We start from the raw sequence: 14,865 nt of genomic DNA on the forward strand, positions 1-14,865 counted from the left end.
ATGCCCGAAAACGACCCGACCGATCCTCTCGCGGAGCTGTACGGACGTCTGCCCGACCCCCGTACGGGCACGACAGGCGCCGCCGCGCGCGACGGAGGAGGTGCCGGCGCATCGACGCCCGACGCCCCCGCGCCGGCCTCCCGCCGCGCCGCGCGCGAGGCCCGCCGGACGCAGACCGGTCCGACGCCCGCCGCCCCTGCGGCCGACGACACGACCGCCGTCCCCGCCGCGCGGCCCTCCGCCGACACGACACCCGGGCCCCGGCCCGCGCGCGACTCCCCGTCGGCGGCGGAGCCGCAGCGGCTAGACGAGCCCCGCGTCACACAGGCACCCCGCGGAGCGGACTCGCGTCCCGCGGGCCCGCGGCGGACCCCGCAGCCCGAGCCCGAATCGTCGCGGGACCGCGAGCCGGTCCTCGTCGGCGCCGGCGGCGCGGCGGTCGGTGCGACCGAGACCCCGCGACCCGCGGCATCCGGTTCGCTCGAGGACCTGTTCTCCGGCCGCGCCCACACCGACGAGGTGCGCGGCGCCACCCGCCCCCCGAAGCGACGTCGCCGCGTGGGCGGATGGATCGCCCTGGCCGTGGTGCTCGTCATCCTCGGGGGACTCGTCGGCGGCGGCGTCGTGGTGTGGAACACCTACGGCGATCGCGTCCGCGAGTTCCTCGGCACCGGTGAACCCACGGACTACGCCGAGGGGATGGCCACCGGCGAAGCGCGGGTCACGATCGCCTCCGGCGACACCGGCGAGTCCGTCTCTCCCAAGCTGTTCGAGGCCGGCATCACGAAGCAGTCGGACTCGCTCTACCAGTACATGGTGAAGAACGCCGTTGCGTTCACGTTCCAGCCGGGGGTGTACAAGCTGCAGCAGCAGATGTCGTCCGCGGCCGTGCTCGCGGCACTGGGCGATCCCGCGAACCGTCTGAACCTCAGCGTGCAGCTCCGGGAGGGGCTGACACTCGAGCAGTCGCTCGATGCGATGTCCGAGCAGCTGGGCATGCCGCGGGCGGACTTCGAGGCGGCGACGGCCGATCCGTCGCAGTACGGCGTGCCGGCCTCGACGCTCGAAGGGTGGATCTTCCCCGCGACCTACGACTTCGATGAGGGGGTCACGGCGACCGAGATCATCCAGAGGATGGTGCAGCGCACGGTGCAGTCCCTGGATCAGGCCGGGGTTCCCGAGGCCGACCGGGAGCGCATCCTCATCATCGCGTCGATCATCGAACGCGAAGCGCGCAACTCCGACGACTTCTACAAGGTCTCGCGCGTGATCGAGAACCGCCTGCAGCCCGACAACGACGAGACCCACGGCCTCCTGCAGATGGACTCGACGGCGCAGTACGGCGTCGGCGAGATCGGCGCGGGCAGCTCGTCGTCGACCGAGAACGCGCTCACGAGCGACAACCCGTGGAACACCTACGTCCATCCCGGACTGCCGATCGGGCCGATCTCCAACCCCGGCGATCTCGCGATCGACGCGGCCATGCATCCCGTGGACGGCACGTGGTACTACTTCACCACCGTGAACCTGGAGACCGGCGAGACGGTGTTCTCGACGACCTACGCCGACCAGCTCACGGCCGTGCAGCAGTTCCAGGATTGGTGCCGCGCCAACCCTGACGGCGGATGCTGACCCCGGCTCGGCTCGCCGTCTGGGGAGATCCGATCGACCACTCGCGGTCGCCGGCGCTGCACGCGGCGGCGTACCGCGAGCTGGGTCTGCCGTGGGAGTACGGGCGTCAGCGCGTCACCGAGGCGGGGTTCGCCGCGGCGCTGGCGGACCTGGATGCCACCTGGCGAGGCCTGTCGCTGACGATGCCGCTGAAGAACGTCGCGGCGACGTCGGCGACATCGCTCGACGACGCGGCGCTGCGCACGGGCGCGGTGAACACCTACCTGCTGACCGACGACGGGCCACGCGGCTTCAACACCGACGTCGGGGGACTGGCGCGCGCGCTGCGGGAGGCCGGCGTCACCCGGCCCCGGGCCGCGCGGATCCTCGGCGCGGGTGCGACCGCGACCTCGGCGGTGCTGTCGCTGGCCGACCTCGGCGCCGCGCGCGTCGAGGTCGTGGCCCGGCGCCCGGAGGCCGTGGAGCCGCTGCGCGCACTCGGGACATCGGTGGGCGTCGAGGTCGTCCCGTCCGCTTTCGACGCCCCCGGCACGCCGGACCCGGTCGCCGTGACGATCGGGGCGCTGCCCGGGGGAGTGGATGCCGGTGCCGGCATCCGTCCCTACGCCGAGAACGGCGGGCTGCTCGTCGACGTCGTGTACGGGAACTGGCCGACGTCGCTCGCCGAGCAGTGGCTCGCGGCGGGGAACGCGGCGATCAACGGCCTGCCGATGCTGCTGCACCAGGCCCTGCTGCAGGTGCGGGTGTTCGTGGGCGGGGACCCCGCGGTCCCGCTCGAGCGGGAGGACGCCGTCCTCGCCGCGATGCGCGTCGCGCTCGTGGGAGGATAGGGGCATGCTTCGCGTGCTCACGGCCGGGGAATCCCACGGTCCCGAACTGGTCGCCCTCATGGAGGGGATGCCGGCCGGCGTCCCGATCTCTCCCGCGCAGATCCGCGCGGACCTCGCCCGGCGCAAGCTCGGCTATGGCCGCGGCTCGCGCATGAAGTTCGAGGAGGACGAGCTCACGCTCTCGACCGGCATCGTGCACGGTTTCACGATCGGCAGCCCCATCGCGCTGCGCATCGGCAACACCGAGTGGCCGAAGTGGGTCGAGGTCATGAGCCCCGAGCCGGTCGAGCTGTCCGATCGTTCCCGCGGTCGCGGTGCGGCGCTCACGCGTCCCCGCCCGGGTCACGCCGACCTCGTCGGCATGCAGAAGTACGGCTTCGACGAGGCGCGGCCGATCCTCGAGCGCGCGTCCGCCCGCGAGACCGCGGCCCGCGTCGCGCTCGGCGCCGTGGCGCGCGCGTTCCTCGGCGAGCTCGGCATCCGACTCGTCAGCCACACGCTCTCCATCGGCCCGGTGCGCGTGCCCGAGGGTGCGGCGCTGCCGACGCCCGACGACGTCGACCTCCTCGACGCCGATCCGCTGCGCTGCTTCGACCCCGAGACCTCCGCCGCGATGGTCGCCGAGGTCGACGACGCGAAGAAGGCCGGCGACACGCTCGGCGGCATCGTCGAGGTGCTCGCGTACGGCCTGCCGCCGGGGCTCGGCTCGCACGTGCAGTGGGATCGTCGACTGGATGCCAAGCTCGCCCAGGCCCTGATGAGCATCCAGGCGATCAAGGGGGTCGAGGTCGGCGACGGCTTCCTCACCACGACCCGCCGCGGCTCGCAGGCGCACGACGAGCTGTTCGCGACCGGAGACGGCATCACCCGTTCCTCCGACCGCGCGGGCGGCACCGAGGGCGGCATGTCGACCGGCACCGTGCTGCGGGTGCGCGCGGGCATGAAGCCCATCGCCACGATTCCGCACGCGCTCCGGACCGTCGACGTCGCCACGGGCGACACGGCCGCCGCGCACCACCAGCGCTCCGACGTCTGCGCGGTCCCTGCCGCGGGTGTCGTGGCCGAAGCGATGGTCGCGGTCACGCTGGCCGACGTGGTCCTGGAGAAGTTCGGCGGCGACAACGTCGCCGAGACCCGCCGCAACCTCGAGGCGTACCTCGCGCACCTGCCCGAGACGCTGCGCACCACCGACGCCTCCGACGCGGCGTTGCTCGCGCATGACCTCGGCTGAGGCGGGCCGCGGCGCGCTCGTGCTCATCGGACCGATGGGGGCGGGCAAGACGAGCGTCGGGCGGCGTGTCGCGCGTGCCCTCGGTGAGACGTTCAGCGACACCGACAAGATCGTCGTGCGCGACCACGGCCCGATCCGCGATCTGTTCCTCGCCCACGGCGAGGCGCACTTCCGCGCGGTGGAACGGGATGCCGTCGCCGAGGCGCTCGAGCGGGGCGGTGTCGTCGCACTCGGCGGGGGAGCGGTGCTCGACCCGGTCACGCGCGAGCGCCTGACGCAGCATCGCGTGGTGCTGCTGACCGTGGCGCCGCACGTCGTGGCATCCCGGATCCACGGAGACGAGCGCCCCCTGCTGGGCGGCGAGGATCCGGCGGAGCGCTGGCTCCGCATCTACGAAGAACGGCGACCGATCTACGAAGCGGCCGCCGACATCGCTTTCGACACATCCTCGGGCCCGCTGGCTCGCGTGGTCGACGACATCGTGGCCTGGGCGCGCCCCGTCCCGGCCCAGGAGACCCCATGACCGAGACCACGACCATCACCGTCGCCGGCGACCCGGGCTACGACGTCACGATCGGGCGCGGCCTGCTGGCCACGCTTGGTGAGAAGCTCCCCGCGGCCGCGCAGAAGGTCCTGATCGTGCACCCGCCGACGCTCGCGGCTCAGGCCGAGGCGCTGCGCGCACAGCTCGTGGGCGACCGACAGGTCCTGCTCGCCGAGATCCCCGATGCCGAGGCGGGCAAGCGGATCGAGGTCGCCGCCTTCTGCTGGCAGGTGATGGGACAGGCCGACTTCACGCGCACGGACGCGGTCATCGGTTTCGGCGGCGGATCGGTCACCGACCTCGCCGGTTTCGTCGCTGCGACGTGGCTGCGCGGCGTGCAGGTCGTGCAGGTCCCGACGACCGTCCTCGCGATGGTCGACGCCGCCGTGGGCGGAAAGACGGGCGTCAACACCGCCGAGGGCAAGAACCTCGTGGGCGCGTTCTGGCCTCCCCACGCCGTCGTCTGCGATCTCGACCTGCTCGAGACCCTCTCGAAGAACGAGGCCACCGCGGGCTTCGCCGAGGTCGTGAAGGCCGGGTTCATCTGGCATCCGGAGATCCTCGACCTCATCGAGGCCGACCCGTCGGGGATCGTCGACCCGCGGGGCGACGCGTTCCGCCGCTGCATCGAACTCGCGATCGACATGAAGGCGCGCGTCGTCGGGGAGGACCTGCGGGAAGCGGGCCTCCGCGAGGTCCTGAACTACGGTCACACCCTCGGTCACGCCATCGAGCACGCCGAACGCTACCGCTGGCGTCACGGCGCCGCGATCTCGGTCGGCATGGTGTTCGCCGCCGAGCTGTCCCGCCTGGCGGGACGCCTGTCCGACGACGTGGCCCAGCGCCACCGGACGGTCCTCGAGTCCCTCGGACTGCCGACGACCTACCGCGCCGGGGCGTTCCAGACGCTCAAGGCCACGATGCAGCGCGACAAGAAGACCCGCGGCAGCATGCTGCGCTTCATCGTGCTCGACGACCTCGCCCGCCCGACCGTGCTGCAGGCCCCCGACGAGTCGCTGCTGTTCGCGGCGTACCAGGAGGTCGGGGCGTAGGCCCACGGACGCCGGAGCGGCCCCGCCTCCCTCGGGAGACGGGGCCGTTCCGGCGTTGCGTGATCAGATGGTCGCGGGGACGCGTTCCTCGGCGGCCTGTCCCAGGCGCGCCGTGGGGACGTCCTTCGTCTCACGGGCGGTGAGGGCGCTCACCGACGCGATGACCGCGATCACGGCGGTGAAGACGCTGATGACGATCCAGCCGTTCTCGCCGCTGCCGCCGAGGGCCGCGACGATGCTCGGCGCGAATCCGGCCATGAGGAAGCCGAGCTGCGTGCCGATCGCCATCCCCGAGAACCGCACCCGGGTGCTGAACATCTCACCGTAGAACGAGGGCCAGACCGCGTTCGCGGCGGCGTACCCGAACGAGAAGGTCAGGATCGCCAGACCGAAGGTGATCAGGTCGTTCCCCTTGCCCATCGACAGGATGTAGAAGGGCATGAAGACCGCCGACGACAGGGCGCCGTAGATGAACACGGGCTTGCGTCCGATCCGGTCGGCGAGGCGCCCGAAAAGGGGCTGGGTGCCGAGGGCCACGATGTTGGCCACGACCACGAGCCACAGGGTGACGCTCGCGTCGAGTCCCTGCGCCTTGCCGTACGCGATGGCGAGCGTGCCGAACACGGTCGAGACGGCGGCGATGAACGCGCAGCAGATCACGCGGATCACGTCGCGCCAGTGGTCGCGCAGCAGGGGGATGAGCGGCATCCGGGCGATCTGACCGGTCGCCTTCGCCTGCTCGAACTCGGGGGTCTCGTGCAGGCTCCGACGGATGAAGAACGCCACGATCACGACGAGCGCGCTGAGCCAGAACGGCACGCGCCAGCCCCAGCTGAACTTGATCTCGTCCGGCAGGGCCACGACGGGGATGAAGATGAGCGCGGCGAGGATCTGGCCGCCCTGCGTGCCCGTGAGCGTCCACGAGGTGAAGAACGAACGACGGTCCTCGGGAGCGTGCTCGAGGGTGAGCGAGGAGGCCCCGGCCTGCTCACCGGCCGCCGAGAGACCCTGCATCAGGCGGCAGATGACGAGGAGCGCCGGCGCGAACCACCCGATCTGGGCGAAGCCGGGAAGGCACCCGATGATGAAGGTCGACAGCCCCATCAGCAGAAGGGTGAACATCAGCACCTTCTGCCGACCGATCCGATCGCCGTAGTGGCCGAGGATGACGGCGCCGACCGGGCGCGCGACGTACGCGAACCCGAAGGTCGCGAACGACATCACCAGGGCCGCCTGGTCGCCCGACGGGAAGAACACCGTGGGGAAGATCAGCGCGGCCGCCGAGCCGAACAGGAAGAAGTCGTAGTACTCCACGGCGCTGCCCATGAAGCTCGCGGCTGCGGCCTTCACGGGAGTCTTCCGCGTCGTTGCGGTGGTGGTCATGGACGGATGCTCCTTAGCGGGCGAGGACGTCGCCGGCGGCGACGAGGTCGAGGAAGTGCGCGGACATGCGGTCGGGGTCGGGTCGCGTCCCCGTGATGAGGGCGAAGGCGTCGACGGCCTGGTGTACCGCCATGCGTCCGCCGCTCAGGGTGCGGCAGCCGCGTTCGCGCGCCGCGATCAGCAGCTCGGTGTCGAGCGGCCGGTAGACGATGTCGGCGACCCAGAGGTCGGGTCGCAGGAGGTCGGCATCCAGGGGGAGTCCGGGGTGCTCCGCCATGCCGACCGGGGTGCAGTGCACGAGACCGTCCGCGCGGCCGAGGGCCGCGGCGAGATCGGCCGGCGCGGCGGCGGCGACGACGGCGGAGGGATGCCGGGCCGCGAGGTCGCCGACGAGGGCACCCGCGCGCTGCGCGTCGAGGTCGACGACGGTGAGGTGGGCCGCACCCGAGCGCAGCAGCGCGTCCGCGACGGCCGAGCCGGCCCCGCCGGCGCCGAGCTGCACGACCCGATCGGTCGCGGCATCCGGCAGGCCCTCGGCGAACGCGGCGGCGAAACCGGTCGTGTCGGTGTTGTAGCCGACGCGGCCGGCGGCGGTGAACAGCACGGTGTTGACCGCGCCGAGCGCGGCGGCCACGGGATCGATGCGATCGAGGTGGGCGAGCACGCTCTGCTTGCAGGGGTGCGTGACGTTGACGGCGTCGTAACCCAGCCGCTCCGCCCAGGCGAGCACGTCGCCGATGCGCTCGGGGTCGATGCCGAGGGTGGGGAGGTCCAGCGGCCGGTAGACGTAGGTCAGCCCGAGGGACCGCGCCTCGGCCATGTGCATCGGCGGGGTCAGCGAGGGCAGGACCCCCGCGCCGATGAGGCCCACGAGGTAGGGGTGCGAGTCGATCACGGTACTCCTTCGTTTCCGGACCCCGGTCGTTCTCGGCCACCGCCGAATGTACTAACCGGTACGTTCACAGAAAAGCACGACGAACAGCGCCTGTCAACAGGTGGGTGGATGCCGAGGCTTCAGGCGGCGGGGGAGGTGAGCCACCCGACGACGACGTCGCCGATGACGGACCGCAGGTGGGCGCGACGGCCGGCCTCGGCCATGTCGACGTCGAAGAGGTGCCCGAACGTATACCGATTGGCGACCTGGAACACGCAGTACGCACTGATCACGAGGTGCACGTCGATCGCCTCGACGTCGTCGCGGAACAGCCCGGCGGCACGACCTCGCTGGAGGATCTCGTCGAGCACGTCCTTCGCGGGCTTCGAGGCCTCGCGCAGTCCGTCGATCTGGCGGATGAACTCGCCGCGGTGGATGTTCTCGATCGCGACGAGACGGATGAACGCGTCATGCTGCACGTGATGGTCGAACGTGACCTCGGCGAGCGCGCGCACCGCCTGAACGGGGTCGGCGTGATCGACATCGATGCCGCGCTCGGCCTCGCGGATTCCGCGGTAGGCCTCTTCGAGGACGGCGCGATACAGCCCTTCCTTGCCGCCGAAGTAGTAGTAGATCATCCGCTTGGTCGTGCGGGTGCGCGCGGCGATCTCGTCGACTCGGGCGCCGGAGTAGCCGTCTTCGGCGAAGACCTCGGTCGCGACGGCGAGGAGCTCGGCGCGGGTGCGCTCGGCGTCGCGGCGAACCTCGGGCATCGGCCCAGACTAGTGGACGGGCTATGTACTGGATGGTACATTCGGCGCCCATGAAGACCTCGATCGCGACCGTGTGCGTCAGCGGCACTCTCGCCGACAAGCTCCACGCCTGCGCCGCCGCGGGATTCGACGGCGTCGAGATCTTCGAACCGGATCTGTTGGCCGCCCCCGAGAGCCCCGAGGAGATCGCAGCCCTCGCCGCGCGACTCGGGCTCAGCCTCGACCTCTACCAGCCGATGCGCGACGTCGAGGGAGTCGATGAGGAGGCCTTCGCGGCCGTGCTGCGGCGCGCGGCGGCGAAGTTCCGCCTCATGCGGCGCCTCGGCATGGACCTGGTCCTGTGCTGCAGCAACGTCGCCACCGCGACCGTCGACGACGACGCGGTGTCCGCGAGCCAGCTGCGGCGCCTCGGCGAGCTGGCGGAGGGCTACGGCATCCGGATCGCCTTCGAAGCCCTCGCCTGGGGACGCTACGTCGACGACTACCGCCGCGCGTGGCGGATCGTCGAGCTCGCCGATCACCCCGCCGTGGGGATCTGCCTCGACTCGTTCCACCTGCTCTCGCGCGGGCACGATCCCGCCGCGATCGCCGATATCCCGGGGGACCGCATCTTCTTCGTGCAGCTCGCCGACGCGCCGCTGCTCTCGATGGACGTGCTGTCGTGGAGCCGGCACCACCGGCTCTTCCCCGGTGAGGGCGGTTTCGACCTCGTGGACTTCACCGCGCGCATCGTCGCCGCCGGGTACACCGGACCGTGGTCGCTCGAGGTCTTCAACGACACGTTCCGGCAGACCGATCCCCGCCGCACCGCGCTGCATGCCCGCCGGTCGCTGCGGTGGCTGGAGGACGCGGTCGCGCGGCACGCGCCGGATGCCACGGCGTCCCGCCCCGACATCGCGATGCTGCCCGACTCGGCGGCACCCTCCGATGTCGACTTCGTCGAGATCACCGCCGAGGACACCTCCTCCGTCGAAGAGCTGCTGGCGCAGCTCGGATTCACCCCGCGCGGGCGGCACCGCACGAAGCCCGTGACGCTCTGGACCGCGGGGGAGGCGCGCGTGATCCTCAACGAACAGCACGCGCGCGGCCAGGCCCCCCGGCTCGCGGCGATCGGTTTCGAGGTGGACGACGCCGAAGCCGTCGACCTGCGCATGCACGACCTGCGGGTACCGCGCGCCTACCGGCGCACCTACGCCAGCGAGGAGCGCCTGGACGGCGCAGTCGCCCCCGACGGCACCGAGATCTATTGGGCGCAGGCGGCGGACGAGGGCGACCCCGCGTGGGTGCGGGAGTTCGAGCACGGCGAGCCGCCGCGCGAGAGTCCGGTGCTCGCCGTGGACCACATCAGCCTCACGCAGCCGTGGCAGGTGGTGGAGGAGTCGACGCTGTTCTACACCGCCGGATTCGCCCTGTCGCTCGACAGCCGCACCGACGTCCCCGGCCCCCAGGGACTGGTCGAGAGCCGTGTGCTCACGGCGCCGAACGGGGCGATCCGCATCCCGCTGAACGTCGCGCCCCCGATCCTGGCCGAGCGAGGAGGCGACGGATCCACCGTCCTTCCCCAGCACGCCGCCTTCCGGTGCACCGACGTCCGTGCGCTCGCCCGCGCCGCGCGCACGCGCGGGTTCCGGCCGCTGGAGATGCCCGCCAACTACTACGACGACATCGCCGCCCGATTCGACCTCGCGGAGGATTTCGTCGACGAGCTGCGCGACCTGCACCTCGGCTACGACCGGGATGCCGCCGGGGAATACCTGCACTTCTACACGCGCACCATCGGCGAGGTGTTCCTGGAGTTCGTCGAGCGCATCGGCGACTACGCCGGGTTCGCGGCGGGCACGGCACCGGTGCGTCTGACCGCGCAGCGGGGACGCTGATAGCGTGCCTCGGGTGAGCACGCCGCGCCGCCTCCTCCTTGTCAACGGTCCCAACCTCAACCTGCTCGGCACCCGCCAGCCCGAGATCTACGGGCACGACACCCTCGCCGACGTCGAGCGCGTGACAGCCGAGGCGGCCGAGCGCCACGGTCTCGAGGTCCGCGCGATCCAGAGCAACCACGAGGGGGTGCTCATCGACGCGATCCACGCCGCCCGCCTCGACTGCGCCGGCATCGTGATCAACGCCGGGGGACTCACGCACACCTCGATCGCGCTGCGCGACGCCCTGGCATCCGTGGCTCTTCCCGTGGCCGAAGTGCACATCTCGAACATCCGCGAGCGCGAGAGCTTCCGGCACTTCTCGTACATCGAAGACGTCGCCGCCGTTCACGTGATCGGCGAGGGCGTACCCGGATACGCGCGCGCCGTCGACCTCCTCGTCGACGTCGTCAGCGGCCGCGCCGACGGCTGAGCGACCCATCGCGTAGACTGGATCGCTGGGCGAGCGCCGACGCGACGCCCCACCAACTCACGAAACGGAACATCGAAGCTCATGGCATCCACCGCAGACATCAAGAACGGCGTCGTCCTGAACATCGACGGTCAGCTCTGGAGCATCGTGGAGTTCCAGCACGTCAAGCCCGGCAAGGGCGGCGCGTTCGTCCGCACGAAGATGAAGAACGTCATGTCGGGCAAGGTCGTCGACAAGACGTTCAACGCCGGCGCCAAGATCGACATCGAGAACGTCGACCGCCGCGACTTCACGTACCTGTACAACGACGGCGAAGGCTTCGTCTTCATGGACGTCGCCGACTACGACCAGATCACGGTGGGCGCCGCCACGGTCGGCGACGCCGCCAACTTCCTGCTCGAGAACCAGCAGGTGCAGATCGCGCTGAACAACGGCAACCCGCTCTACATCGAGCTCCCGCCGTCCGTCGTGCTCGAGGTCACCTACACCGAGCCGGGCCTGCAGGGCGACCGCTCGTCGGCCGGCACCAAGCCCGCCACCGTCGAGACCGGCTACGAGATGCAGGTTCCGCTGTTCCTCGAGACCGGCACGAAGATCAAGGTCGACACTCGCACCGGCGAGTACCTCGGCCGCATCAGCTGACCTTGAGCGCTCGCACAAAGGCGCGCAAGCGCGCCCTCGACATCCTGTTCCAGGCCGACGTCCGCGGCGAAGAGCTGCCCGTGATGCTCGCCGTCGAAGCCAAGCGCGCGGCGTCCGAGCCCGACCGCCAGGCGTCGTGGCTGTACGCCCGCGACATCGTGGACGGCGTCATCGACAACCGTGACGCGATCGACGAGCAGATCACCACGTTCGCGAAGGACTGGTCGCTGCAGCGCATGCCCGCCGTCGACCGCGCCCTGCTGCGCATGGGCGCGTGGGAGATCCTCTACAACGACGACGTGCCCACCGCCGTCGCGATCGACGAGGCGGTCGAGCTCGCGAAGGAGTTCTCCACCGACGATTCCGGCTCGTTCGTGCACGGCGTCCTCGCCCGGATCGCCCGCTCGTCCTGACGTCCATCGACGTGTTCCGGCGCGGCCCGCTCTTCTCGCGGGTCGCGTCGTCGCGTGCGCGGGCGGCGGCGTTGCGCGCGCCCGGAACACGCATAAACGCGATTCGCGCGCATAAACACGAGGACAGCGCGTTTCTGCGCGCCGATCGCGTTTATGCCGCACCGGACACCGCATGAGCGACTGGCGCGGTCTCCTGCCCGACGCCGAGCGCCCCGGCTTCGACGCACTGGCGCTCGGCATCGAACTGCGCCAGCGCGAGGCGTACGACCCGTCCCGGTGGGAGGCGCGGTCCGTCGACCCGGTGACGCCCCGCATGCTCGCGCGGCGGCAGGACGAGCTCCAACTCGTCGCCCGACCGCTCGTACGCGGGGCGCGCGACACGTGGATCCGGGCGGATGCCACCTGGGACGCGGTCCGCCGATCCACCGGCCGCTTCGACCCGACGCACGCCGCGTGGTTCGCCGAACTCCACGCCCTCGCCCAGGCCATGCGCACCACCGGACCGTTCGTCGCCGCGAGCGACACCGTCGCCCTCGACGCGATCGCCTCGCCACTCCTCTGGCCGCACCTGCGGGCGGCGGCGGGGCTCGGCATCCCTCTCGTCTCCATGCACCCCCAGCAGAGCGTGCTGCTGGCGCCCGAGGCGTCGGCGAGGGTGGCTGTCGACACCGGTGCGGGCGGAGCGCTGCGCCTGTCTGCGTCGATCGAGATCGACGGACGAGCGGTGGATGCCACGCGCGTTCGGCCCCTCGGCACGGCGGGGCTCTTCTGGTTCGAGGTCGACCGCGACCCGATTCCGGTGGTCCTCGCCCCCGTATCCTTGCCGGCACCGCTGCCGGCGCTGCTCGCCGACGGACCCGTCATCGTGCCGGCGGAGGACGCGGGGGAGTTCCTCCGGGACGCGTACCCGAGGCTCGCGCGGCGGGGGCCGTTGGCCGTGGGGCCGGGTGTTCCCGCGCCACCGCCGCCGCGACCGACGCTGGAGGCGACGGTGTCGTACCTCGACGACGAGTCCGTCGAGTATGCGCTCGACTGGGTCTATCCGGGCGGCATCCGCGCCGCGTACGGACTGCCGGCGGACGACGAGCGCGACCCGAGGGCCGAGTCCGAGATCGCGAGGCGCGTCGAGGCCGCATGGGCTGAGCGCGCCGATCTGCCGGTCAGGGCGCGAGGGGTGCTGCGCGACGCCGACGCCGCCGCCTTCGCGACGCGCGTGCTTCCCGCCCTCGACCTCCTCGACGACGTGCGCGTGGTCACCCGCGGCACCGTCCCCGCGTTCCGTGAACTGCGCGGCGACCCGTCGCTCACGATCACCGCGGTGCCGTCGCCCGAGCGCGATTGGTTCGACCTCGGCATCGTTGTCGTGATCGACGGGCGGACCATCCCGTTCGGCACGCTCTTCTCGGCGCTCTCGCGCGGCCGCACGCGCATCAAGCTCTCGGACGGGGCGTGGTTCTCGCTCGCGCATCCGTCGCTGCAGCGGCTTCGGGATCTGCTCGAGGAAGCCGCCGAGCTCGACGAATGGGAGACCGGACCCCGCATCGCGCGCCGCCACCTCGCCCTGTGGAGCGACTTCGAAGACCTCGCCGACGAATCCACCGCCGCCGTCGAGTGGCGTGACCTGGCTCGGGCGCTGCGGGACGTGGCATCCGTCCCCGCCGTCGAGACGCCACCCGGGTTCCGCGCCGAACTCCGGCCGTACCAGCGCGAGGGTCTCGCGTGGCTCGCGCTGCTGCACGCGCACCGGCTCGGCGGCATCCTGGCCGACGACATGGGTCTCGGGAAGACGGTGCAGATCCTCGCGCTCATCGCGCACGCGCGGGAGACCGGGGAGCGTCGCCCCTGGCTCGTCGTCGCGCCGACGTCGGTGCTGCCGACGTGGGGCGCCGAGGCGGCCCGCTTCACGCCCGACCTGCGCGTCGTCACCGTCGAGGCGACCTCCGTTCGGCGCACGCGGACGATCGCGCAGCTGGCCGACGGCGCCGACATGGTCGTCGCGCCGTACGGCGTCGTGCGCACCGACGAGGCGGAGTTCGCCGTTCCGGCGTGGGCCGGGGTCGTGCTCGACGAAGCGCAGTTCGTGAAGAACCCCGCGACGCGCATCCACCGAGCCGTCGCCGCGCTCCGCGCCGACTCGGTCTTCGCGGTCACCGGAACCCCGATCGAGAACGGCCTCGACGATCTGTGGGCGCTGCTGGCGCTCGCGGCACCGGGACTGTATCCCTCGGCGCGACGGTTCCGCGAGGAGTACGTCCGCGCGATCGAGCAGCTGCCGTCCGACGCCCCGACCGAGCTGTCGGCCGCCGCGGCCGAGGAGCACCGGCGCGGCAGCCTCGCGCGTCTGCGTTCGCGCGTCCGCCCGTTCCTGCTGCGCCGCACGAAAGACGTCGTGGCCGCCGACCTGCCGCCGAAGCAGGAGCAGACGATCGCCGTACCTCTCGCCCCCGCGCATCGCGAGCTGTACGACCGTGTGCTGCAGCGCGAGAGGCAGAAGGTGCTGGGGCTCCTCGACGACCTCGACCGGCAGCGCTTCATCGTGTTCCGGTCGATCACGCTGCTGCGCATGCTCGCGCTCGCCCCCGGCCTCATCGACGAACGCGACGCGCACCTCGGCTCGGCGAAGCTCGACGTCCTGCTCGAGCGTCTGGTCGAAGTGGCATCCGAGGGTCATCGTGCGCTCGTCTTCAGCCAGTTCACCTCGTTCCTCGATCTCGCGGCGGAACGCCTGGATGCCGCCGGCCTCGCCTACGCGCACCTCGACGGCTCGACCTCCCGGCGCGGCGAGGTCGTCGAGGGGTTCCGTGGGGGAGACGCCCCGGTGTTCCTCATCAGCCTCAAGGCGGGCGGGTTCGGCCTGACGCTCGTGGAGGCCGAGTACGTGTTCCTCCTCGACCCGTGGTGGAACCCCGCCGCCGAAGCGCAGGCCGTCGACCGCACGCACCGCATCGGGCAGACGAACAGCGTGTTCGTCTACCGCCTCATCGCCGCGGGCACCGTGGAGGAGAAGGTGCTCGAGCTGCAGCAGCGCAAGGCCGCCCTCTCGCGCGCGGTGCTCGACGACGGCGAGGCCTTCGCGAACGCGCTGGATGCCGACGACATCCGCGGGATCCTCGGCGGCTGAGGCGGGCGCGGGGGACGCGGG

13 protein-coding genes are annotated in these 14,865 nt (G+C 71.6%); 10 read left to right on the plus strand and 3 right to left on the minus strand.

Annotated elements, in window-relative coordinates; genetic code table 11:
• Genes mltG through aroB form a run of 5 tightly spaced genes read left to right on the plus strand, consistent with a single transcriptional unit; the run spans position 1 to position 5,289 of the window.
• Entirely contained in the window at positions 1-1,632 is a 1,632-nt protein-coding gene (mltG, locus tag QM517_RS04755; protein WP_283285546.1) for an endolytic transglycosylase MltG, read from the plus strand.
• A complete protein-coding gene (locus QM517_RS04760; protein WP_283285548.1) occupies positions 1,626-2,462 on the plus strand; it encodes a shikimate dehydrogenase family protein in 837 nt (278 codons plus the stop codon). Before mltG ends, QM517_RS04760 begins: the two co-directional genes overlap by 7 nt.
• A 4-nt stretch (positions 2,463-2,466) precedes the next feature.
• Positions 2,467-3,693, plus strand: a complete 1,227-nt coding sequence (gene aroC, locus QM517_RS04765; protein WP_077050110.1) for a chorismate synthase — start codon at positions 2,467-2,469, stop codon at positions 3,691-3,693.
• Complete coding sequence (locus QM517_RS04770; protein ID WP_278101608.1) at positions 3,680-4,216, plus strand: shikimate kinase; 537 nt, start codon at positions 3,680-3,682, stop codon at positions 4,214-4,216. The genes aroC and QM517_RS04770 overlap by 14 nt, the downstream gene beginning before the upstream one ends.
• Complete coding sequence (gene aroB, locus QM517_RS04775) at positions 4,213-5,289, plus strand: 3-dehydroquinate synthase (RefSeq protein ID WP_283285551.1); 1,077 nt, start codon at positions 4,213-4,215, stop codon at positions 5,287-5,289. Before QM517_RS04770 ends, aroB begins: the two co-directional genes overlap by 4 nt.
• 63 nt (positions 5,290-5,352) lie before the next feature.
• Here the strand turns inward: aroB and QM517_RS04780 are convergent, their stop codons facing one another.
• From QM517_RS04780 to QM517_RS04790, 3 genes are all read right to left on the minus strand, one after another.
• Complete coding sequence (locus QM517_RS04780) at positions 5,353-6,672, minus strand: MFS transporter (protein WP_283285553.1); 1,320 nt, start codon at positions 6,670-6,672, stop codon at positions 5,353-5,355.
• Between the two features lie 13 nt (positions 6,673-6,685).
• Positions 6,686-7,567, minus strand: coding sequence for a shikimate dehydrogenase (locus QM517_RS04785; RefSeq protein WP_308208877.1), 882 nt, complete (start codon positions 7,565-7,567; stop codon positions 6,686-6,688).
• A gap of 119 nt (positions 7,568-7,686) precedes the next feature.
• On the minus strand, positions 7,687-8,319 hold the full coding sequence (locus QM517_RS04790; protein WP_077050105.1) for a TetR/AcrR family transcriptional regulator: 633 nt from the start codon (positions 8,317-8,319) through the stop codon (positions 7,687-7,689).
• A 50-nt stretch (positions 8,320-8,369) separates the two neighbouring features.
• Here QM517_RS04790 and QM517_RS04795 point away from each other — a divergent pair, with 50 nt between their 5' ends.
• The 5 genes from QM517_RS04795 to QM517_RS04815 all read left to right on the plus strand — a co-directional run bounded on the left by QM517_RS04795 (position 8,370) and on the right by QM517_RS04815 (position 14,844).
• Positions 8,370-10,196, plus strand: coding sequence for a sugar phosphate isomerase/epimerase and 4-hydroxyphenylpyruvate domain-containing protein (locus QM517_RS04795; protein WP_077050104.1), 1,827 nt, complete (start codon positions 8,370-8,372; stop codon positions 10,194-10,196).
• 13 nt (positions 10,197-10,209) lie between these two features.
• Positions 10,210-10,668 carry a type II 3-dehydroquinate dehydratase gene (locus QM517_RS04800; protein WP_283285558.1) on the plus strand — a complete coding sequence of 153 codons (459 nt, stop codon included), beginning with the start codon at positions 10,210-10,212 and terminating at the stop codon, positions 10,666-10,668.
• Between the two features lie 81 nt (positions 10,669-10,749).
• Positions 10,750-11,310: an elongation factor P gene (gene efp / locus QM517_RS04805; protein ID WP_076490500.1), complete on the plus strand. Its 561-nt coding sequence runs from the start codon at positions 10,750-10,752 to the stop codon at positions 11,308-11,310.
• A gap of 2 nt (positions 11,311-11,312) precedes the next feature.
• A complete protein-coding gene (gene nusB / locus QM517_RS04810) occupies positions 11,313-11,723 on the plus strand; it encodes a transcription antitermination factor NusB (RefSeq protein WP_077050102.1) in 411 nt (136 codons plus the stop codon).
• Positions 11,724-11,895: 172 nt separating this feature from the next.
• Positions 11,896-14,844 (plus strand): DEAD/DEAH box helicase, encoded by a 2,949-nt coding sequence (locus QM517_RS04815; protein WP_283285559.1) that lies wholly within the window; start codon positions 11,896-11,898, stop codon positions 14,842-14,844.
• Positions 14,845-14,865: the final 21 nt, after the last annotated feature.

The organism is Microbacterium sp. IEGM 1404 (assembly GCF_030056775.1).
Lineage (GTDB): Bacteria > Actinomycetota > Actinomycetes > Actinomycetales > Microbacteriaceae > Microbacterium.

Coding starts and splice junctions, on each gene's coding strand:
- mltG (WP_283285546.1), top strand. CDS start 1: ATGCCCGAAAACGACCCGACCGATCCTCTCGCGGAGCTGTACGGACGT.
- QM517_RS04760 (WP_283285548.1), top strand. CDS start 1,626: ATGCTGACCCCGGCTCGGCTCGCCGTCTGGGGAGATCCGATCGACCAC.
- aroC (WP_077050110.1), top strand. CDS start 2,467: ATGCTTCGCGTGCTCACGGCCGGGGAATCCCACGGTCCCGAACTGGTC.
- QM517_RS04770 (WP_278101608.1), top strand. CDS start 3,680: ATGACCTCGGCTGAGGCGGGCCGCGGCGCGCTCGTGCTCATCGGACCG.
- aroB (WP_283285551.1), top strand. CDS start 4,213: ATGACCGAGACCACGACCATCACCGTCGCCGGCGACCCGGGCTACGAC.
- QM517_RS04780 (WP_283285553.1), bottom strand. CDS start 6,672: ATGACCACCACCGCAACGACGCGGAAGACTCCCGTGAAGGCCGCAGCC.
- QM517_RS04790 (WP_077050105.1), bottom strand. CDS start 8,319: ATGCCCGAGGTTCGCCGCGACGCCGAGCGCACCCGCGCCGAGCTCCTC.
- QM517_RS04795 (WP_077050104.1), top strand. CDS start 8,370: ATGAAGACCTCGATCGCGACCGTGTGCGTCAGCGGCACTCTCGCCGAC.
- efp (WP_076490500.1), top strand. CDS start 10,750: ATGGCATCCACCGCAGACATCAAGAACGGCGTCGTCCTGAACATCGAC.
- QM517_RS04815 (WP_283285559.1), top strand. CDS start 11,896: ATGAGCGACTGGCGCGGTCTCCTGCCCGACGCCGAGCGCCCCGGCTTC.